A 20,528-nucleotide genomic window follows, 5' to 3' on the forward strand; every position below is an offset into this window, starting at 1 on the left:
AACCCATATGCCTGACAACCGCCGCTTCCTGCTGACCCGCCGCCCCAATGGCGAGCCCGTGCAGGAGGATTTCTCGCTCGTCACCGAACCCACGCCAGAACTCGCCGACGGGCAATTTCTGATCCGCAACCATTATGCCTCGCTCGACCCCGCGATCCGCGGCTGGATGGACGATGCACCGAGCTATATGCCGCCGATCCCGCTCGGCGATCCCGTGCGCGCCTCGACCGTCGGCATCGTCGAGGCGAGCAAGGCCGAGGGCTTCGCGCCCGGCCAATGGGTGATGGGGCTCAACGGGATCGAGGATTATTCGGTCGGCACCGTCGGCGGCTTCACCCAGCCGATCGACGCGAGCCTGGTGCCGTCGGTCACCAACTATCTCTCCGTCCTCGGCGCGGTCGGGATGACCGCCTATTTCGGCTATATCGATGTGTGTGAGCCGAAGCCTGATGACGTCGTCCTCGTCACCGGCGCCGCGGGCGCGGTCGGATCGCTCGTCGGCCAGATTGCGAAAATCAAGGGCGCGAGCAAGGTTATCGGCATCGCCGGCGGGCCGGAGAAATGCACCAAGCTGACGGACCGTTACGGCTTCGACGCCGCGATCGACTATCGCGGCAAGGATCTCGCCGCGCTGACCGCCGCGATCCGCGCCGAGGCACCCGACGGGGTCGACATCATCTTCGAAAATGTCGGCGGCGACATTCTCGACGCGGGGCTCAACAATCTGCGCCACGGCGCGCGCATCGGTCTCTGCGGCCTGATCAGCGAATATAACAGCACCCAAAAGATCGGCGCGCGCAACATCTGGCAGCTTATCGTCCACCGCGCCTCGATCCGCGGGCTGCTCGTCGCCGATTATATCGCGCGCTTCGCCGAGGGTGGGGCCGAGATGGCGGCGTGGCTGCAACACGGCAAGCTCATCGCCGACGAGCATGTCGACGAAGGGATCGAAAACAGCTTCGACGCCTTCATGCGGCTCTTCGCGGGCAGCAACCAGGGCAAGATGATCCTCAAGATCGCATGACGGGGACGCGCCGCCTTCTCGTCCTGTCGGGCGGCCATCCCTATGATGCTGAACCCTTCGCCGACCTGCTCGCGAGCTTCGACGGCTGGACGGTCACGCACCTGATCCATCCCGAGGCCGAAAAGACGGTCGCCGAAGGTGCCGCGAACGACGCCGACGCGATTCTCTTCTACGACATGCCCGGCTATCGCTTCGAGGGCGGCAAGGCGGCGACGCGGCCGCCTTCCTTCACGTGGCGCCGTGCCATCACCGACTATTTCGCGCGCGGCGGCGGCGCCGTCGCGATGCACCATGCGATCGCGGGCTGGGCCGAGTGGCCCGAATGGGCCGAGATGATCGGCGGGCGCTTCCTCTACGATCCCGGCGAGTCGAACGGCGAACGGCATCTCGACTCGGGCTATCGTCACGATGTTCGCTACGACGCGGTCGTCCTCGATCCCGACCACCCCGTCACTGCGGGCCTCCCCGCCCGCTTCCCGCTCTGCGACGAGCTGTATCTCGCGCCAATCTGGGGCGCCGTGAAGCCGCTGCTCCGCGCCGATCACGCCTTTGTGCGCGAGAATTTCTATTCGGCATCGCAGGCGGTCGCCGGCCGCATGTTCAGCAACAGCGGCTGGGACCACCGCCCCGAAAGCGACCTGATCGCGTGGGAAAAACCGGTCGGCGCGGGGCGCGTCGTCTACCTCCAGCCGGGCGACGGGCCCACCGCCTATGCCGATCCGAACCTCCGCCGGTTTCTGGCAAACGCCCTCGCGCATGTCGCCGCTTCCTAACGAAAATGTGCATCGCGCGGCGGGAGCCGCTGCATATAGTCGGGCGTATAAAGAAAAGATCGAGGGAAGAGGCGCGTGAACACTATCGCCGCAAGCAGTTTTTTCGACCCGCAGGTGATCGCGGACCCGTTCGATTATTATCGCGCCTGGATGCCGAAGAGCCCCGTCGTGCAATTGTCGGAGGGCATGTTCCTCGTCCTCTCCTATGATCTTTGCAGCCAAGCGACCGGCGACGTCGAAACCTTTTCGAACAATTTCCAGGGCACGCTGTCGGGCGCGATGGCCGAGGATGGCGACGTGTCGGCGATTCTTGCCGAGGGCTGGCCGCAGGTCGACACGCTGCTGACCGCCGACCCGCCGACGCACACGCGCTTCCGCAAGCTCGTGAACCTCGCCTTCTCGATGAAGCGCGTCGCCGCGATCGAGGAAGATATGCGCGGGGTGGTCGCGGGGCTGATCGACAAGATGGCAGCGAAAGGCGAAGCCGATTTCGTCCGCGATTTCGGCATTCCACTGCCCGTCGCGATGATCGCGAGCCAGATTGGGATGACCGGTAACGACCTCGACAAGGTCAAGCGCTGGTCCGACGCCTTCGTCGACCGGCTCGGACGGATGATCCCCAAGGAGCGCGAGCTTGAGTGCGCGCGCGAGGTCGTCGAATTCCAGCATTTCGTGAAGGCGAAGATCGACGAACGCCGCGCGAACCGCACCGAGGATCTGCTCTCTGACCTCGTTTATGCCGAGGTCGACGGCGAACGCCCGCTCGAGGATGCCGAAATCCTTTCGATCATGCAGCAGCTAATGGTCGCGGGGAATGAAACGACGACATCGGCGCTCGCAGGCGGGCTGCTCCAGCTGATCGAGAACCCCGACCAGATGGCAAAGGCCGTCGCGGCCGCCGACGAAGGCAATGAACGCGCGATCATCAATCTGGTGGAAGAAGTGCTGCGCACCGAAAGCCCGACCGCGGGCATGTGGCGCATGGTGCTGAAGGACGCCGAGCTTGGCGGGGTCAAAATCCCCAAGGGCGCGATGGTCCAGCTTCGCTATGCGGCGGCGAACCGCGATCCGGCGAAATATCCCGACCCCGACCGCTTCGACATGGAGCGCGCCAATGCGCGCAGCCATCTCGCCTTTGGCAAGGGCATACATATGTGTGTCGGCAACATGCTGAGCCGCAAGGAGATGGCGGTCGCCTATTCCGAACTGCTGAAGCGCCTGACCAATTTCCGCGTCGCCGAGGGACACACACCCAGCTGGCCGCCGAACATGCTGCTCCGCGGCCTCACCACCCTGCCGATCACATTCGAGCGACGCGCATGAATTTCGACCTCGACGAAGACCAGCAGCTTACGCGCGACATGATCGGCCGCTTCCTCGGGCCGATCGATATCGCGGCGCGGCATGCGATGCGAAAGGCCGATGGCGGCTATTCGCGCGCGCGGTGGCAGGAGGTCGCCGACCTTGGCCTGCTCGCGCTCGTTGCGCCCGAAGCAATGGGCGGCATCGGCGGAACGATGGTCGACCTCGCGCTCGCTGCCGAAGCATTGGGCAAGGGTATCGCGGTCGACCCCTGGCTTGAAAACGGCGTTCTGCCGGTCCGTCTTGCCGCCGCTGCCGGCGACACGACGCTGGTCGGCGAACTGGCCGCAGGCGCACGGTTCGCTGCCGTCGCTTTCGCCGAGCCCGGTCGCCGCTACGAAACCGAAGCCGTCGGCACCAAGGCGGATCGCGACCATGTCGCGGGCGCCAAGACCTTCGTCCTTGGCGCGCCGCTCGCCGATATCTTGCTCATCACCCTCGCCGACGACAAGCTCGCCAAAATCGCGAAAGACGCCGCCGGCATCGTCCGCCAGGATTATCCCGTGATCGACGGCTCCAACGCATCGACACTCGACCTGCACCATGTTCCCGCCGACATCTTCGACCTTACCGCCGCCAAATTCCGGCGTGTCATCGGCGATATCCGCATGCTCGCTGCCGCCGAGATGGTCGGGCTCGCGCAGACGATGTTCGACGACACGCTGGCCTATGTCGGCGAGCGGCAACAGTTCGGCGCCGCGATCGGCAGCTTTCAGGCGCTCCAGCACCGGCTCGTCGAATGCTATGCCGCGCTCGAACAAGCGCGCTCGATGATGCTGCGCACCGCGATGCTCGATCCCACGACCGACGATGCGAACTGGCCGCGCATCGCGGCGGGCGCCAAGGCCTTCGTTGGCGAAGCCGCAACGCGCATCGGACTCGAGGCGGTGCAGATGCACGGCGGCATGGGCCAGACCGACGAACTTTCGATCGGCCATGCGCTGAAGCGCGTGATGCTGCTCGACAAATTATTCGGCGATCAGGATCATTGCCTGCGCAGCTTTGCGAGGGCCGCATGAGCGCGCTCGCCCCCATCGCGCCCGGCCTGTGGACCGACGAGGCCGAACCGCGGCTGATCGGCGGACGCCGCGCCGATGGCGAAATCGTCTTTCCGGTTCCCGATGGCGATGCCGCCGCACTGGTCGAACCGGTTGCCCTGTCGCGCAAGGGCACGCTCTGGTCGTGGACCACGCAGGGCTTCGAGCCCAAGGAGCCGTACAGCGGCCCGCAGCCTTTCCAGCCCTTCCTGATCGGCTATGTCGAACTGCCCGGCGAGGTGATCGTCGAAACGCGGATCGTTGACGCAGTGCCCGCAGACCTCGTCATCGGCATGCCGATGGAGTTCGCCGTCGTCGCCTTCGACGACGCGCGATCGACCTACGCCTTTCGCCCGGAGCGCCAGCCATGAGTGACGACGTCTATATCATCGGCGCGGGCATCCATCCCTTCGGCCGCACCGACGGCCGGTCGGGCCGCGATCAGGGCGTCCATGCCGTGCGCGAGGCGCTGGCGGACGCGGGAGTCGAATGGGGCGATGTCGAATTCGCCTATGGCGGATCGGCGGCAGCGGGATCGGCCGATATCATGGTCAACGAACTCGGCCTGACCAGCGTGCCCTTCATCAACGTCGCGAACGGCTGCGCGACCGGCGGCAGCGCGCTGACCGCCGCGCGCAACGCGATCGCGGCGGGCGCCTGCGACATCGCGCTCGCGGTCGGTTTCGACAAGCATCCGCGCGGCGCCTTCAACGCCAAGCCCTCCGATTATGGCCTGCCCGAATGGTATGGCGAGACGGGTATGATGCTGACGACGCAGTTCTTCGCGCTCAAAATCCAGCGCTATATGGCGCTCCACGGGATCAGCCGCCGGACGCTCGGCCTCGTCGCCGAAAAGGCCTTTCGCAACGGGACGCTGTGTGAGCATGCCTGGCGGCGCTCGCCGGTCGATCTCGACACGATCCTCAACGCGCCGATGGTCAATGATCCGCTGACCAAATATATGTTCTGCTCCCCCGCTGAGGGCGCCGTCGCGCTGATCCTCGCCAGCGGCAAGAAGGTGCGTGAACTCGGTGCCGATGCTGTCCGCATCGCGAGCGTCGCCTTCCGCACCCGCCCCGAGGGATCGTTCGAGGTGTTCGCGCCATCGATCAGCGTCAATGGCGGCGGCAAGCCGACGCAGATCGCCAGCAAGGCCGCGTTCGAAATGGCGGGCATCGGCCCCGAGGACGTCTCGGTCGCGCAATTGCAGGACACCGAAAGCGGCGCCGAAATCATGCACATGGCCGAAAACGGCTTCTGCGCCGACGGCGACCAGGAACAATGGCTCGCCCAAGGATGGAGCGAGATCGGCGGCAGGATGCCCGTCAACACCGACGGCGGTTGCCTCGCGTGCGGCGAACCGATCGGCGCCTCGGGCCTGCGACAGGTTTACGAAAACACGGTGCAACTGCGCGGTCGCGGCGGCGAGCGGCAGGTGCCGAACGGCCCGAAGGTGGGCTATTCCCATGTCTATGGAGCGCCCGGCCTGTCGGCGGTGGCGATCCTCGAACGCTAGAAGAAATATGGATCTGGATCTCACCAAGGACGAACTGGAATTTCGCGAGGAGGTCCGCGACTTCCTGCGCACCTCGCTTCCCGACTATGTGCGCGACGGCGCGAAGCGCACCCCCGGGGTCTTCGTCGAGCCTGACATCGGCCTCGTCTGGCACCGCATTCTCAACGACAAGGGCTGGGTCGCCTATCATTGGCCCGAAGATTGCGGCGGCACCGGCTGGACGCCGATGCAGCGCTATATTTTCGAAAAGGAATGCGCGATCGCGGGCGCCCCCGCGCTGTCGGTGCTTGGCCTGCGCCTCGTCGGTCCCGTCATCTGCGCCTTTGGCACGCAGGAACAGAAGGCCCGCTTCCTGCCCGCGATCCGCGCCGGGACGGACTATTGGTGCCAGGGCTATTCCGAACCGCAAAGCGGCTCCGACCTCGCCTCGCTGCGCACCCGCGCGCGGCGCGAGGGCGACGAATATGTCGTCGACGGATCGAAGATCTGGACCACCCACGCGCATCACGCGAACTGGATCTTCTGCCTCGTCCGCACCGACGGCGAAGTGAAGAAACAGGCGGGGATCAGCTTCATCCTCGTGCCGATGGACCAGCCCGGCGTCACCGTCAGCCCGATCATCACCATGGCCGGCGATCATGAGGTCAATCAGGTCTTCCTCGACGCCGCGCGCACCTCGGTCGACAACCGCATCGGCGAAGAGGGCCAGGGCTGGACGATCGCCAAATTCCTGCTCGAGAATGAGCGCGGCGGGTCGTTCCACGCGCCGCGCCTGATCCGCGCGATCGACCATCTGGAGCAACTCGCCGGCGTCGCGCCCAGCGGCCACAACGGGTCGCTCGGCGGCGATATCCAGATCGCGACGCGCATCGCCAAGCTGCGGCTCGAGGCCGAGGCGCTCGAAACCACCGAACTGCGCATCCTCGCCGACATCGCGAAGGGCCGCCCCGCCGGACCGCAGACCTCGCTCGTCAAATTGCTCTCGTCCGAGATTCACCAGCGCATCGACGGGCTCGCGATGGACCTGCACGGTTATGACGGCCTGCAATTGCCCACGGTGCGCCCACTCTACGGCAACGAAGCGCCGCCGGCGATCGGCGACGAAGACGCGCAGGTTGCCGCCGCGCGCTATCTCAACAGTCGTGCCTGGACCGTCTTCGGCGGTTCGAGCGAGGTCCAGAAAAACATCATAGCAAAGACGGTGCTACGCCTATGACACATGCATTGCGACTTGCCGGCCAGTATGAAATAGTCCCGCCTGTGGGAGAGAGAGCAGCCAAGCTGCCGGACGACGGGTTCGCACCGCCAATGAATACGAGGGCGCTCGTCGAAGCGGTTACGGTCCGTTGCGTGGAGGATATCCACGACGCGGCAGTTGCCCTGCGCGATTTTGCCGCTGTCCACGGACTTCGCGCCGCCCTGTGCGACGATATCGCTTCGAAGGAGACGATGGTCGACGCCGATGGCGCGGTCCTTGCCGCCGACCTGTTCGGCTGGCTCGGCGACGGCGAACGCTGGTGGGAGGATCACAGGCTCGCGCTCCACTCACCGCTGCCGCGCTCGTGCCGATACGAGAGCGAAGCCTTTTGGTGCAATGGCGAAGGGTTCCGCACCGCGGTCCCCAACCCCTATCTCGATGACATCGATCTCTCGCGCTATTTCGCGGCGAACCAGCGCTATCAGGCGGCAATCGTCGTGCCGGTGCATCTGCCGTTCGGCCAGATTTCGGCAAACAGCTATCACCCGATGAGCCACGAGATCACCGACCTGACCGACCAGTTCGCGGCGATCGGGCACATATTGGGCGCGGCGACCCGGCGCTTTATCGCGGGCTATGCCTCGGCGATGCGGACGAAGCGGCGCATCCCGTCGGACTGCGAGCTGTCGAAGCGCGAGGTCGAATGCCTGCGCTGGGCCGCGATCGGCAAGACCGACCGCGAGATCGGAATGATCATTTCGTTGAGCCACGCGACGGTGCGCTATCATGTCCACCGCGCGGGCGAGAAGCTGAACTCGGTCAACCGGGCGCAGACGATCTTCAAGGCCGGACAGCTCGGGTATCTGGGCGCGAACAGCTAACCGCCCACCCTCCCGCCTTGCGGGAGGGATATCAGCCGAGCGAGCGTAGCGGCTCGCTGCCGTCCCAGTTTTTCGCAGCGTCGCGCATCATCGCGAACAGTTCGCGCGTGCCCGCCTGCGGTTCGAGCAGCTCGACCAAAGCCCCCGGTCCCGTCCCGGGATCGGCGTAGATGACGCCGCCGGTGTCACCGACCGGCGCTTCGAAAATGATCTCGGCGCCCACATCGGCGCAGCGCGCCCGCGCCTCGGCGATCGAATCGACCAGCACGCACACATGGTGCAGCCCCTCGCCCACCGCATATTCGCCGCGATAGAGCGACTTCGCGTCATTCTCGGGCCGGATCAGCTCGATCTGCATGTCGCCCCAATAGCCGAGCGCCATGGTGAACACCGGGTCGCTGGCCTCGCCGCGATAGCGCCCGCCGGGAAGTGACACATTGGGCAACAGGAAGAACGGCCCCGCCCCGATCACCTCGGTCCAATGCCTCACCGCCGCATCGAAGTCCGACGGCACATAGGCCATCTGCATGATGTCGCCGAGCGATGCGAGCGTTCCGGGTCCGGGCATCTGTCTCTCCCCCTCAAAAGCACTAGCGCACAAGCGCCGGGCTTTGTGCGATAAGCTAGGTCAGACCCGGAGTCATACTGGGCAAATTGTGAGGGAGTGCCATGGCCGAGTCCGATCCGAAGATCGCACCGCAGGACTGGTTCGCTGTCCGCAAGCGCAACGCGCGCGCGGGCCTGCGTAAGCTGGTCGCGATCGTCTCCGAAAACCGCACCGACCGCGCGGAGGGACCGCTGCCGCTGCACAAATCCATCTATATGGGCGAGGCGCGCCACGCGGCCGAGATGGAGCATATCTTCCGGAACGAACCGATCGTCGTCGGCCTGTCGGGCGACATCCCCAAGACCGGCGACACGCTCGTCTTCGACTCGGTCGGCCCGTCGATCCTCGTCACCCGCGGCAAGGACGGCGTCGCGCGCGCCTTCCTCAATATGTGCACGCATCGCGGCGCGAAGCTGGTCGAGGAAAAGGAACCCTGGAGCGGCCCGCGCCCGCGCCTCGTCTGTCCGTTCCACGCCTGGACCTTCGACCCCGCCGGCCAGCTCGTCGGGCAGCCAGGCAAGGAAGGCTTCGCCAATTGCGAGATCGGCGCCCGAAACCTGATCGAACTCCCCTGCGCCGAGCATCTCGGCCTGATCTTCGTGCGCGCCAATCCCGACGGCGAACCGATCGATGCCGAGGCGCATCTCGGCGATTTCGGCCCGGTGCTCGCACAGCTCGAACTCCATCGCGCCGAGCCGGTGAAGAAGGGCATTCTCACCGCCGATTCCAACTGGAAATTCGCGCTCGACACCTATGGCGAGAGCTATCATTTCAAGATGCTCCATTCCTCGACGATCGGCGGTACGCATTACAGCGACCGCAACGTCTATGAACCGATCGGCCGCCACCACCGGGTGAGCTTTCCCGACCTGTCGATCGGCAACCTCGTCGGCAAGGACGAAAGCGAATGGCCCGAGACCGATTATGGCGGGGTCCATTTCCTGTTCCCGAACACCGTCGTCTTTTTCGGCGCGGTCACCCCCGGTGTCTATTTTACGCAGCTTTTCCGCCTGTTCCCCGACGGGGCGGGCAAGACGGTCTGCCAGTTCGCCGTCTATGCGCCGTTCGGGGTCGAGGGCGAGGAGCATCGCAAGATGTGCGAGATGGCCTATGACATGACCGCCACCGTCGTGCAGACCGAGGATTATCGCGTTGCCAGCAACGGCTATGCGAACCTCGCGACCGCGCCCGCCGACTTTCACGTCGTGCTCGGCGCAAACGAGCCCGCGCTGCACGGCGTCCACCGCTCGATCGCCGCCGCATGCAAGATGCCGCTCGACCAGATCGCCTGACCCTTCGGAGTTTATCGATGAACGACCTTTCGCCTCCCCAGGACCAGAACCGCGACGACCGCTGCCCCGGCACCAGCTATACCGACATGCTCAATGCCGACACGCGGCGCGTTCCCGACTATCTGTTCGCCGAGTCCAATCAGGAGCTTGGCGACGCGCCGATCGCGATCGAGCGTTATGTCAGCGAAGATTGGGCGAAGCTCGAACGCGAGAAGATGTGGCCCAATATCTGGCAGTTCGCCGCGCGCGAAGAGGATATTCCGAACCCCGGCGACACCGTCGTCTATGACATCAACGAAAAAAGCATCCTGCTCGTCCGCCAGAAGGACCTGTCGGTAAAGGCCTTCTATAACGTGTGCCTCCACCGCGGCCGCAAGCTGCGTACCGAGAGCGGGCCCGCGGTGAACCTGCGCTGCCCCTTCCACGGCTTTTCCTGGCATCATGACGGCCGCTTCAAGGAAGCGCCCTGCGCGTGGGACTTCACGCATCTCGAGAGCAAGGACATGAGCCTGCCCGAGCTGAAGGTCGAAAGCTGGCAAGGCTTCCTGCTCGTCACCGAGAACCATGATCTACCAAGCTTCCGCGACTGGGTCGGCCCGGGCGTCGAACATTATGACAATTGGCGACTCGACGAATGCCACACCGCCGCGTGGGTCGGCCGCGTCATCCCCGCGAACTGGAAGGCGGTCGCCGAGGCCTTCATGGAGGCGTGGCACAGCATCGTCACCCATCCGCAGATCCTGGGCTTCACTGCCGACGCGAACACCCGCTACGACCTTTACGGCGACTTCCTCAATCGCGCGATCACGCCGGCGGGCGCGATGTCGCCGCACATCAAGGGCAAGGATCAGTTCTACGTCCTGAAATCGCTCGAGGAGTTCATCGGCGGCGGCGACAGCCGCGCGCGCCGCGCAACGGGCGATCCGACCGACCTCAAAGGCTTCCAAGCCGACGACCCGATGCTGGCGCGCAAGGTGCTGGCACAGGCGAACCGCGACGCCTTTACGGCGATGAACGGGCATGATTATTCGGGCGCGACCGACAGCGAGATGCTCGACAATTTCACCTATAATGTCTTCCCCAACTGGGCGCCGTGGGGCGGGCTGGTGCCGAACATCGTCTATCGCTGGCGCCCGTGGGGCGACACCGACCACAGCCTGATGGAGGTCCGCATCCTGATGCGCACGCCAAAGGGCGAAAAGCCGCCGAAGTCGGCGCCGATGCACCTGATCCCCGACGACCAGCCCTTCTCCAGCGCCAGCCATCTGATCGGCGCCGCGCTTGCCGGCGTGTTCGACCAAGATATGGAAAACCTGCCCTATGTGCAGGAGGGGATGAAATCGTCGCCCAACGGCGTGATCGAACTCGGCCATTATCAGGAAAGCCGCATCCGGCATTTCCACCGGACGCTGAGCAAATATATCGACGGCGAGCTGCCCGACTGATGGCGCGCACGACGCCCCTGCTGTCGCTGGCGGCGGGGGTGCTGCCCGAATTTTCGCCCGAAGAGACCGTCGCCGCGGCGATTGAGGGTGGCTGGCAGGCGACCGGCATCTGGTACGATCCCGCAGCATGGACGCCCGCGACCACGATCGCGGTGCGCGATCGCGCCGCCGACGCCGGGCTGGCGATCCTTGATATCGAAGTGATCTGGCTGAAACCCGGCGCCGACGATCCGGCACATTTCGCCGCGATCGACGCCGGCGCCGCAATCGGCGCGCGCAATGTGCTGATCGTAAGTTCGGAGGATGATGCCGGACGCGCGGCGGCGAAGCTGAACCGGCTCGGCGATCATGCGGCGGCGGCTGGGCTGCGCGCGTGTCTGGAGTTCGCAGCCTTCACTACGGTCGGCAGCATAGAGCGCGCCGTGGATCTCCTCGATGCCGCCGATTGCGACAATCTCGGCCTGCTGATCGACCCGCTACATCTGGCACGGACAGGAGGATCGCCTGCCGATCTGGCGCGGGTCGACCCGCAGCGCTTCCCCTATGCGCAATTCTGCGACGCCCCGGCGCATGGCCCACCGCCGAGCGACGTTCCGGAGATCATCCGCGAAGCGCTCGACCTGCGCCTGATGCCGGGAGAGGGGGCCTTGCCGCTGGACAATCTGGTCGCCGCGCTGCCCCCGGCAACGCCGCTCAGCATCGAATTGCGCAGCGCGGCGCTTCGCGACGGCTATCCTGACCCCGCCGATCGCGCCCGCACCCTGCTCGCCGCGACCCGACGCTGGTTCTCGACCTAGCTCCAGTCCTGCCGCGCCGCCCAGTCGGCGAAGGAGGTCGGCGTCACCCCCAGCAGCCGCGCCGCGGGCACCGCGTCGAGCGCCACCGGAGACACCGGCTGGTCGTTGTACCAGCGATAGAATTTCGCCATCCCGTCATAGATGCTGGCAGGCTGGACGTCGCGCGAGCCGGTGACCAGTTCGCTCATCCGCGCGGCGAATTCGTCGGGCGACAGGCTCTGAAAGCGCACCGGCTTGCCGGTCGCGACGCTCAATCGCTCGGCGACTTCGGCACCGACCAGCGCCTCGGGCCCGCCCACCGCGATCCGGTCGGCGATCAGATCCTCGTGGAGCAGGGCCGAGACCATATAGGCCGCGACATCCTCCAGGCAGACCCAGCTGATCTTCAGCGTCTCGGCCGCCGGATAGGCGAACACCCCGCTGTTGACGATCGCCGGGCGCGACCAGATGCGCGTGATATTGTCCATGAACACCATCGGCTCGATGATGACATAGGGCACGCCGCTGTCGTGGATCGCGCGCTCGATGTCGCGCCGCCCGTCGTGCGCCGAGAGATCAAGGTCGCGGTCGGCGACGAAGCAGCTCGTGTTGAAGACGATCTTCCGCAGCCCCGCCGCGCTCGCCGCGGCGGCGATATTGCGCCCTATCGTCGCGGCCCGCTCGCGGTCGAACTCGAACGGCAGGTGCATCGCGAGCGCGTCCTGCCCTTCAAAGGCCGCGGTAAGGCTCTCGACATCGTAAAGGTCGGCCGCAACCTCGGGCGCATCGGGATGCATCGTCGCTGCCATCGCGCCCGGCCGCCGCACGCCGGCCGTCGGTTCGAGACCGCGAGCTTTCAACGCGGTGAGCAACGGGATCCCTTGATCGGCAGGCGCGCCGAGAACGAGAACCTTCTTCATGCCGCACCCTCCAGTTGCTTCGCAGACACCGTCGCGGCATGGCGCCCCGCGAGAAAACCGAACACCATCCCCGGCGCGATCGTCCCGCCCGGGCCGCCGTAGGTCATGCCCATCGCCGAGGCCATCACATTGCCTGCAGCGTAAAGTCCGGAGATCGCTCCGCCATCGACGCTCAGCACCTGCGCATTCACGTCGGTCTGCGGCCCGCCCTTGGTGCCGAGCGCACCGCTCTTGATCTCGATCGCGAAGAACGGCCCTTGCCCGATCGGGCCGAGCGTCGCCGCGGTCGAACCGCGCCCATCGGGATCGCCCCACCATTGATCGTGCGCCGCATCGCCGCGCCCGAAGTCAGGATCGCGGCCGGTCGCGCAATGCGCGTTGAAGCGCTCGACCGTCGCGTCGAGCGCGTCGGGATCGATCCCGAGCCGTGCCGCCAGTTCGGGCAGGCTCTCGGCGCGCATCGCCCATTGGGGCGGCGCGACGCCGCGCTCGCCACTGATCATGCCGAAGCCGAAGCGGTCGATATATTGCTGGTCGAAAATCAGCCAGCACGGCAGGTTCGCATAATCGAACGCGCTGACGTCCTGATCGTGGAACGCCGCGCCGATCGCATTGTAATTCGCTGCCTCGTTGGTGAAGCGCTGCCCGGCGCGATTGACCATGATCGAATGCGGCAGGCTGCGCTGTCCCGCGACGAGCGTCTTGCCCATCGAGCAATCGCTTGTCGGCACCTCGGCAACGGGCATCCACCACGCCTCGCGCATATTGCCGAGCATCGCCCCGACGCGCATCGCCATCTTGAGGCCATCGCCGGTGTTCGTCTTCGGACTCAGCGGATGGGTCAGCGGGCCGCGGATGAAGGCACGGAGCAGGTCGGTGTCCCACTCGAACCCGCCCGTCGCGAGCACCACCGCATCGGCCGCAACCTCGACTTCGCCATCCGCCGTCTCGAACACCACGCCCGCGACGCGCTCGCCGTCCATCAGCAACCGGACCGCGCGATGCTCCGTCTTCGGCTCGATCCCACGATCGAGACACGCGCGCAGCAAGCGCCCGACCAGCGCCTGCCCGCTGCCGCGCAGGTCGCCGTCGATGCGGCGCTGCAGCTCTTCGGGCGCCAGCGGCTGCGGCTTCGCCTGCCCCAGCGGCGTGTCGTAGATCGAGAAATGCGGCGACGGATAATAGGGCGACTTCGTCACCTTCTCGGCCCACTCCCCCAATTCGTGAAACGAATAGAGCGGACAATCGAGCGAGCGCCCGCCGTTGGGCATACCGCCGGGAAATTCGGCATGATAGTCGGGAAATTCGGGGATCGGCCGGAACTGCACCGGGGTGTTCGCCTCGAGGAATGCTACCATTTCCGGCCCATGATCGAGAAAGGCCTCGACCAGATGCTGCTGCATCAGCCCGTGCGACATCGACATCAAGTAAGTGAGCGCCTTGGCGCGGCTGTCCGCGACGCCGAGGGTCGCTTCGTGGTGATTGTTCGGGATCCAGATCATCCCGCCCGACCAAGCAGTGGTCCCACCGACCTGCTCGCCCTTTTCGAACAGCGAGACGCGCGCGCCGGCTTCATGCGCCGAGATGGCTGCGGTGAGCCCTGCGCCGCCGGTGCCGAGGACGATGACGTGCGGCGCTTTGCTCATCTTTATGCCTTCAATTGCTCGACCATATGCGCGGTGTCGAAATAATGGATGCGCATCGACGCCATCTTGCCGGCGTCGTCGAATTCGGTGACCTCGGCGATATGCGTCTCGAAGCGCTTGCCGCTCGACTTCGCGGTGACGGTGAAGTGGAGCAGCGCGACGGCATATTTTTCGCCGCCGACCAGTTCCTGCCATTTGACGACGGGGTCTTCCCAATAGCCCATGACGTGGGCGTAGAGCCGTTGCAGCGCGTCGCGCCCGCGCCATTCGCCGCCGTAAGGAAGCGACGCCGGTTCATGGATGACGAGATCGTCGGACATGAATTCCGCGACCGCATCCCACTCGCCGCGCGCGACCGCGGCGTACATCGCCCTGCTCGCTTCGAGCGGGGTCATTCGATCGTGCCGACGAGCGCGCCGACCGGATAGGTTTGGCCTTCCACGCCGGTCGGGCGGATCGTGCCCGCGACCTGCGCTTCGATCTCGACCGTCGTCTTGTCGGTCTCCACCGTATAGATGATGTCGCCGACCTCGACGCGCTCGCCATCGCCGAACATCCATTCGTTGAGCGTCATTTCGGTCGCCGACATGCCGATCTTCGGGATGCGCAATTCTTCCGCCATCGCCTCAGCCCTTCCAGTTCATCGCGGCACGCACCGCTTCGGCGATCGCATCCTTGTTGGGGATCCACGCCTGTTCGAGCGCGTTCGCCATCGGCACCGCCGAGAAGGCGCCGCCGATGCGCGTCACCGGGGCTTTCAGCTTGCCGAAGAGTTTTTCGTTGAGGCGCGACGCGATCTCGGCGCCGGTGCCGTACTGTTTCACCGCTTCGTGGAGCACGACCGCGCGGCCGGTCTTTTCGACCGAGGCCGTCACCGTCGCCTCGTCATAGGGAGCGATCGTGCGCAGATCGATAACCTCGACCGAAATCCCCTCTTCGGCGAGCTTGCCCGCGACCTCGAGCGCATCGAGCACCGTGCGGCCATAGGTGACGATCGTGCAATCGCTGCCCTCGCGCGCGACCGCCGCCTTGCCCAGCGGCACGAAATGCCCCGGCCCCGGATCGTCGGACTTGAGCCCGTAACAGAGGATATTCTCGATGAAGATCACCGGGTCGTTGCACGCGATCGCCGCGCGCATAAGCCCCTGCGCGTCGGCGGCGTTCGACGGGGTGACGATCTTCAGCCCCGCGACATGCGCGAACCACGCCTCGAGCATGTCCGAATGCTGCCCGCCGAAGCCGACGCCGACGCCGGTCGTCGTGCGGATCACCAGCGGGACGTTCGTCTGACCGCCCGACATGAAGCGCAGTTTCGCGGCATGATTGACGATCTGGTCCATCGCGACCGTCACGAAGTTCATCAGCATGATCTCGGCGATCGGGCGGAAGCCCGCGAGCGCGGCGCCGACGCACGCGCCAACGATCGCCTGTTCCGAAATCGGCGTCGCGCGGATGCGGTTCTCGCCATATTTTTCGGTCAGTCCCGACGAGATCTTGAACACCCCGCCGCCCTGCTTCGCCGCGACGTCCTCACCGAGCAGGATCACGCCTTCATCCTCGGCCATTGCCTCGTCGATCGCGCGGTTCAGCGCCTGCGTCATCGTGATCTGGCTCATGCCGCAATCTCCTCTTCGAAGACATCCTTGCGGATTTCCTCGGGCCCCGGCAGCGGACTGTTCGCAGCGAATTCGGCGGCGGCGTCCATCTGCGCGTCGAGGTCAGCGACGATCGCGTCGAGTTCGGCCTCGGTGAACTGATGGTCGAGCATCAACTGGCGGAGCCGCGGCAACGGGTCCTCCGCTGCCATCTCGGCGAGATGCTCCTTCGGCATGTAAGAGAAGTCCGAGCCGAAGAAATGGCCCATCATCCGGTAACACATAGCCTCGATCAGCGTCGGCCCCTCGCCCGCCCGCGCGCGGTCCACCGCGGCCTTGGTCGTGTTGTACATCGCGATCGCGTCATTGCCGTCGACGTGGACGCCCGCCATTCCATAGGCCTTGGCGCGCGTGACGATCGAGTCGACCTTGGTGTGGTCGGCGAACGCCGTGTGCTCGCCATAGCGATTGTTCTGGCAGAGGAAGATCACCGGCAGCTTCCAAAGCTGCGCCATGTTCATCGCCTCGTGGAAGGCGCCGATATTGGTCGCACCGTCGCCGAAGCAGACCATCGTCACCTTGCCGTCGCCGCGGTTCTGCGATGCGAGCGCGAGGCCGTTGGCGATCGGCAAGCCCGATCCGACGACCCCCGTCGTCACCATCACCCCGGTTTCGGGATGGGTGATGTGCATCGACCCGCCCTTGCCGCGGCAGGTGCCGCCGACCTTGCCCGCAATCTCGGCGAACAGCGGGTTCAGCGGCACGCCCTTGGCGATCTGGTCGTGCTGGCCGCGATAGGTGGTGACGAGATAATCATCCTGTTCGAGCGCCGCCATTGCCGCCGCCGACACCAGTTCCTGCCCGCGCACGGTATAATAGATGACCGCGAGCTTGCCGGTCATCAGCAGCGAGCGGAATTTCTCGTCGGCGCGCGCGACGCGCATCGTGCGGGTATAGATGTCGCGCAGTTTCTCGCGATCGATCGTCGTATCGGTCATGCAGGCTCTCCGATGCCCAGTTTGGGGTTGGCGCTGGCGGCGGCGCTGGGGCGGGCGGCAGCGCGCTCACGCCAGGCAGAAAGATTGGTAAGCGCGGGATCGAGCGGCTGCCCGACCATCGCGCCGAACTCGACGAACGAATAAAGCAGGATATCGGCGAGGCTGAACCGGTCGCCCGCAAGCCACGGCCCCCCGTCGACGATCCGGTCGACTTGCGCCAGCCCATCGGCGGCCAACCGCTTCAGATCGGCGGCTGCATCGGGCAGGCAGAGCAGCCGGCTCTGGAACATCGGCAGCCCCTCAGCGCCGCGGAAGCCCGCGGTCATCGGCACGACGACGAGCTGGTCGACGATCCGCACCAGCATCCGGGTCTGTGCGCGCTGCTCGGCGGTCGCACCGAGCAGGGCATGTCCGCCCAGCGTTTCGTCCAGATACTCGCAGATCGCGATGCTCTCGGCGATGCAGCCGCCGTCATCGAGTTCAAGCAAGGGCGTATGCCCGAGCGGGCTTTTGGAGCAGAAGTCGGGCTGGCGGTTCTCGGCCGCCATGATGTCGACGAACTGGCGATCGACTGCGAGCCCGGTCTCGGCGAGGTACATGAGCACCACGCGCGGATTGGGGCCGAGCGACTGATAGAGCTTCATCGCCCGCGCCCTAGAACTGGACGCGCTTGGTGAAACCGCCGTCGATGACGAGATGCGCCCCGGTCATATAGGGGCAAGCGGGCGAGGCCATGAAGACGATGCCCTTCGCCACTTCCTCGGCCTCGCCGAAGCGCCCCATCGGCATCTGCGCCAGCGTTCCCTCATAGAGCGCGGGCACCGCCGACTTGATGACCTCCCAATTGCCGCCGGGGTAATAGATCGCGCCCGGCGAGACGATGTTGACGCGGATATTCTGAGGCGCGAGCGCCTGGCTGAGCTGTGAGCCATAGGTGATGAGCGCGGCCTTCAGCGCATTGAACGCCTGCGGCACGATGAAGGTCTCGACCGCGGCGGTCGACGACATGAAGATGATCGATCCCGACCCCGACGCTGCGAGCGCCTCGGTGAGCGTCTCGACGCCGTGGACGGCGCCCATGATGTCCATGTCGAGCCCGCGCTGCCAGTCGCCGGTCGCGCCCTGCCCCGACGAGCTGGCGGTATGGATGAAGATGTCGCAGCCGCCGAGCGTATCGCGCGCTTTCTCGAGCCAGGCGCGATAGCCGTCGGGGTTGCCCGTCATATCGAACTGTTCGCCGAACACCTTGCCCGGCCCCGCCGCATCGATCGCGGCGACCGCGGCCGCGACCTTATCGGCATCGCGCGAGAAAAAGGCGACGTCGGCGCCCTCGGCCGCGAAAATCTTGAGCGAGGCGAGCCCCAGCCCGTGCGCGCCGCCGTTGATGATTACCTTCTTACCGGCCAGACCCAGGTCCATCGCATCCTCCTCTCGCTATTTTGAGAGGAAGACTATCGTGCCGGCGGTCCCCGGGACATCAGCAAAAATGGGAGCGGCCGGATCGCGAAAGAGCATGCAGCCCTACCGACCGCATGGGCGCGCAAATCATAACCGATCCATGCGGAGCCACGCCTTGTTGCCGATCCATGCTTTCGACAGGGCCCTGTCCGCTGCGGCGGCCTCCAGCCGTTTTCCCTGCGCCGCCTCGCTGCGGCCAAGCCCGTACAGCGCCCAGCCGTTGTTCGGCGTCTGCGCCAGCGCGGCGCGAAAGGCCTCGCTCGCCTCGGCATAGCGGCGGGCCCGGAAAAGCGCCGCACCCAGCGACTGTTTCACCGGATAATACCAATAGGGCGGTTCCTGATAGGGAAGCTCGGCCTCGATCGCGATCGCCTGTCGGTAAAAGCCGATCGCTTCGTCGGTGCGGCCCATCGCACTCGCGAAGCGGCCGCGTGCAACGAATGCGGCGAGCGACACCAGATCGCCGGCCGGGACGCCCTGTTCGATCATCGCGCTCATCGCATCCGACGCCCGTATTTTTTCCATCGCCGCCAGTTCGCGGTCGAAGCCCTTACGGTCGCGAAGCCCGGCATAGGCGATGCTCCGCGCAAAATGCCGCATCGCAGTCGGATAGGCGAGGCGCGCGTCGGGCGCCGGCATCGCCAATATGGCTTTCGGATCGGAGAATTGCGCCATCGCGAAATAAGGCGCCGCATCGATCGACTGGATCCATGCAATCTGCGCCGAGGTCGCCGGGTCGAGGACGGTCCGGAGACGCCGCGCTTCGCGAATGGCGGTCGGCATATCGCCCGCCATTTGCGCCGAGGTGACGATGAAATGGATATTGTGCGGATAATAGCCGTAGCGCACGAGCCCGTTATCGCTGGCGCTGCGGATATAATCCTCGTCGGCGCGCGCCGCGGCAATATTGACGCGGATCGAGTCGGCGTGGCGCCCGCGCAGCTGATATATGTGCCCCGGCATATGGACGAGATGCGCCGCGCTCGGTGCCGACGGGCTCCCCAGCCGGTCTGCGGCGGCCTCGGCACGCTGCGGATCGCTCGCTTCCATAAGATGGATGTAGAGATGGTTCGCCTGAACATGCGCGGGGTTGCGTTTCAACACCGTCTCGACAAGCCGCACGGCTTCGCCGCTCCGGCCGACCGATGTCTTCTTGTCGCTCTCCCAATAATTCCAGGGGCTCGTGTCCATCACCGCTTCGGCGGCAAGGAGCGCGACATCGTCGTCGGCGGGGAAGCGGCGCGCGACGTCGAGCATCGCATCGGCATAGCTGGCGTCGAGCGCGGCGCGGTCGCTGGCGGGATCGCGCAAATATCGCCGGGCGACAGCCTCGATCAACGCGCGCTCCATCGGCGAAGCGGTGCTGCGCAGTGCCATCGCGCGGTCCATCGCGTCGAGCGCGGCGCCCCGGTCGCGCTCGTCCATCGGGGCATTGATGTTCGGGCCGAGCGCGACGGCTTCGCCCCACCAGCATATGGCGCAATCGCGGTCGAGCCGCTGCGCCTCGCGAAACGATCGCACCGCGCCCGCATGGTTGAAGCCATAGGTCAGGAGCAAGCCCTGACTGAAATAATGTCGCGCGCGATCGACGTTTGTCGAGACGGGGAAGGGCGAAGCGGCAAGGTCCGGAAACAGCGGTATCGGCCGGCCTTCGCTGGCGGGCGCCGCAAAAGCCGCCGCGACGAGCAGATTCTGCGCCAGCGAGGACCCCGGGCGCCGGGCGCCGCAAAAGAGGGCCGCGAGACGGCTTGGGTTCAGCGCTTCGAGCGCGGCGTCCGAGAAGAGCGGCAATGGCGTAAAGCTGGTCAGGGAAAAGCCTATCCCTGCAGCGATCGCCGCCTTGAGTGGGCCCAGCATCACTATCCCCCTTCGCCGAAGGTGATCAGAAACAGCCCGCCGAAAATATCACGAAAACAAACCGCGCCAAAACCGAATCTTTGCTGTCTTCAATCAACTATAATAAGAGGAAAATTCATGTGCATCGGTCGAAAGATCGGTCA

Annotated in this window: 21 protein-coding genes; 11 read left to right on the top strand and 10 right to left on the bottom strand. The window is 65.6% G+C overall.

Going from position 1 to position 20,528, the window contains the following annotated elements; genetic code table 11:
* Positions 1 to 7: 7 nt before the first annotated feature.
* The 8 genes from BLW56_RS06870 to BLW56_RS06905 all read left to right on the top strand — a co-directional run bounded on the left by BLW56_RS06870 (position 8) and on the right by BLW56_RS06905 (position 7,791).
* Complete coding sequence (locus BLW56_RS06870) at positions 8 to 1,024, top strand: NADP-dependent oxidoreductase (RefSeq protein WP_093509831.1); 1,017 nt, start codon at positions 8 to 10, stop codon at positions 1,022 to 1,024.
* Entirely contained in the window at positions 1,021 to 1,797 is a 777-nt protein-coding gene (locus BLW56_RS06875) for a ThuA domain-containing protein (protein ID WP_093509832.1), read from the top strand. Before BLW56_RS06870 ends, BLW56_RS06875 begins: the two co-directional genes overlap by 4 nt.
* A 75-nt stretch (positions 1,798 to 1,872) precedes the next feature.
* Positions 1,873 to 3,120 (top strand): cytochrome P450, encoded by a 1,248-nt coding sequence (locus tag BLW56_RS06880; RefSeq protein WP_256203334.1) that lies wholly within the window; start codon positions 1,873 to 1,875, stop codon positions 3,118 to 3,120.
* Positions 3,117 to 4,178: an acyl-CoA dehydrogenase family protein gene (locus BLW56_RS06885; protein WP_093509833.1), complete on the top strand. Its 1,062-nt coding sequence runs from the start codon at positions 3,117 to 3,119 to the stop codon at positions 4,176 to 4,178. Before BLW56_RS06880 ends, BLW56_RS06885 begins: the two co-directional genes overlap by 4 nt.
* Entirely contained in the window at positions 4,175 to 4,567 is a 393-nt protein-coding gene (locus BLW56_RS06890; protein ID WP_093509834.1) for a Zn-ribbon domain-containing OB-fold protein, read from the top strand. The genes BLW56_RS06885 and BLW56_RS06890 overlap by 4 nt, the downstream gene beginning before the upstream one ends.
* On the top strand, positions 4,564 to 5,712 hold the full coding sequence (locus BLW56_RS06895; RefSeq protein WP_093509835.1) for a thiolase family protein: 1,149 nt from the start codon (positions 4,564 to 4,566) through the stop codon (positions 5,710 to 5,712). Before BLW56_RS06890 ends, BLW56_RS06895 begins: the two co-directional genes overlap by 4 nt.
* A 7-nt stretch (positions 5,713 to 5,719) precedes the next feature.
* Positions 5,720 to 6,928, top strand: a complete 1,209-nt coding sequence (locus tag BLW56_RS06900; protein ID WP_093509836.1) for an acyl-CoA dehydrogenase family protein — start codon at positions 5,720 to 5,722, stop codon at positions 6,926 to 6,928.
* 92 nt (positions 6,929 to 7,020) lie between these two features.
* Positions 7,021 to 7,791 carry a helix-turn-helix transcriptional regulator gene (locus BLW56_RS06905; RefSeq protein ID WP_093509837.1) on the top strand — a complete coding sequence of 257 codons (771 nt, stop codon included), beginning with the start codon at positions 7,021 to 7,023 and terminating at the stop codon, positions 7,789 to 7,791.
* A gap of 31 nt (positions 7,792 to 7,822) precedes the next feature.
* Here the strand turns inward: BLW56_RS06905 and BLW56_RS06910 are convergent, their stop codons facing one another.
* Positions 7,823 to 8,359, bottom strand: coding sequence for a VOC family protein (locus BLW56_RS06910; protein WP_093509838.1), 537 nt, complete (start codon positions 8,357 to 8,359; stop codon positions 7,823 to 7,825).
* A 101-nt stretch (positions 8,360 to 8,460) separates the two neighbouring features.
* Here BLW56_RS06910 and BLW56_RS06915 point away from each other — a divergent pair, with 101 nt between their 5' ends.
* Genes BLW56_RS06915 through BLW56_RS06925 form a run of 3 tightly spaced genes read left to right on the top strand, consistent with a single transcriptional unit; the run spans position 8,461 to position 11,932 of the window.
* Entirely contained in the window at positions 8,461 to 9,690 is a 1,230-nt protein-coding gene (locus BLW56_RS06915) for an aromatic ring-hydroxylating oxygenase subunit alpha (protein ID WP_093509839.1), read from the top strand.
* 17 nt (positions 9,691 to 9,707) lie between these two features.
* Positions 9,708 to 11,135, top strand: coding sequence for an aromatic ring-hydroxylating oxygenase subunit alpha (locus BLW56_RS06920; protein ID WP_093509840.1), 1,428 nt, complete (start codon positions 9,708 to 9,710; stop codon positions 11,133 to 11,135).
* Positions 11,135 to 11,932, top strand: coding sequence for a sugar phosphate isomerase/epimerase family protein (locus tag BLW56_RS06925; protein WP_093509841.1), 798 nt, complete (start codon positions 11,135 to 11,137; stop codon positions 11,930 to 11,932). The genes BLW56_RS06920 and BLW56_RS06925 overlap by 1 nt, the downstream gene beginning before the upstream one ends.
* Here BLW56_RS06925 and BLW56_RS06930 read toward each other — a convergent pair.
* The 9 genes from BLW56_RS06930 to BLW56_RS06970 form a co-directional block, all read right to left on the bottom strand.
* Positions 11,929 to 12,831 carry an SDR family oxidoreductase gene (locus BLW56_RS06930; RefSeq protein WP_093509842.1) on the bottom strand — a complete coding sequence of 301 codons (903 nt, stop codon included), beginning with the start codon at positions 12,829 to 12,831 and terminating at the stop codon, positions 11,929 to 11,931. The genes BLW56_RS06925 and BLW56_RS06930 overlap by 4 nt on opposite strands.
* Positions 12,828 to 14,477, bottom strand: a complete 1,650-nt coding sequence (locus BLW56_RS06935) for an FAD-dependent oxidoreductase (protein WP_093509843.1) — start codon at positions 14,475 to 14,477, stop codon at positions 12,828 to 12,830. Before BLW56_RS06935 ends, BLW56_RS06930 begins: the two co-directional genes overlap by 4 nt.
* Positions 14,478 to 14,479: 2 nt before the next feature.
* The gene (locus tag BLW56_RS06940) at positions 14,480 to 14,872 is read right to left on the bottom strand and encodes a nuclear transport factor 2 family protein (protein WP_093509844.1); all 393 of its coding nucleotides are present in this window, start codon (positions 14,870 to 14,872) and stop codon (positions 14,480 to 14,482) included.
* On the bottom strand, positions 14,869 to 15,099 hold the full coding sequence (locus tag BLW56_RS06945; protein ID WP_093509845.1) for a biotin/lipoyl-containing protein: 231 nt from the start codon (positions 15,097 to 15,099) through the stop codon (positions 14,869 to 14,871). Before BLW56_RS06945 ends, BLW56_RS06940 begins: the two co-directional genes overlap by 4 nt.
* A gap of 4 nt (positions 15,100 to 15,103) precedes the next feature.
* Positions 15,104 to 16,093: an alpha-ketoacid dehydrogenase subunit beta gene (locus tag BLW56_RS06950; protein WP_093509846.1), complete on the bottom strand. Its 990-nt coding sequence runs from the start codon at positions 16,091 to 16,093 to the stop codon at positions 15,104 to 15,106.
* Positions 16,090 to 17,070 (bottom strand): thiamine pyrophosphate-dependent dehydrogenase E1 component subunit alpha, encoded by a 981-nt coding sequence (locus BLW56_RS06955; RefSeq protein ID WP_093509847.1) that lies wholly within the window; start codon positions 17,068 to 17,070, stop codon positions 16,090 to 16,092. Before BLW56_RS06955 ends, BLW56_RS06950 begins: the two co-directional genes overlap by 4 nt.
* The gene (locus BLW56_RS06960) at positions 17,067 to 17,714 is read right to left on the bottom strand and encodes a glutathione S-transferase family protein (RefSeq protein WP_093509848.1); all 648 of its coding nucleotides are present in this window, start codon (positions 17,712 to 17,714) and stop codon (positions 17,067 to 17,069) included. The genes BLW56_RS06955 and BLW56_RS06960 overlap by 4 nt, the downstream gene beginning before the upstream one ends.
* Positions 17,715 to 17,724: 10 nt before the next feature.
* Positions 17,725 to 18,489 (bottom strand): SDR family NAD(P)-dependent oxidoreductase, encoded by a 765-nt coding sequence (locus tag BLW56_RS06965; RefSeq protein WP_093509849.1) that lies wholly within the window; start codon positions 18,487 to 18,489, stop codon positions 17,725 to 17,727.
* A 126-nt stretch (positions 18,490 to 18,615) separates the two neighbouring features.
* The gene (locus BLW56_RS06970) at positions 18,616 to 20,385 is read right to left on the bottom strand and encodes a tetratricopeptide repeat protein (RefSeq protein WP_093509850.1); all 1,770 of its coding nucleotides are present in this window, start codon (positions 20,383 to 20,385) and stop codon (positions 18,616 to 18,618) included.
* Positions 20,386 to 20,528: the final 143 nt, after the last annotated feature.

Origin of the sequence: Sphingopyxis sp. YR583 (assembly GCF_900108295.1) — a bacterium.
Taxonomy (GTDB): Bacteria; Pseudomonadota; Alphaproteobacteria; order Sphingomonadales; family Sphingomonadaceae; genus Sphingopyxis.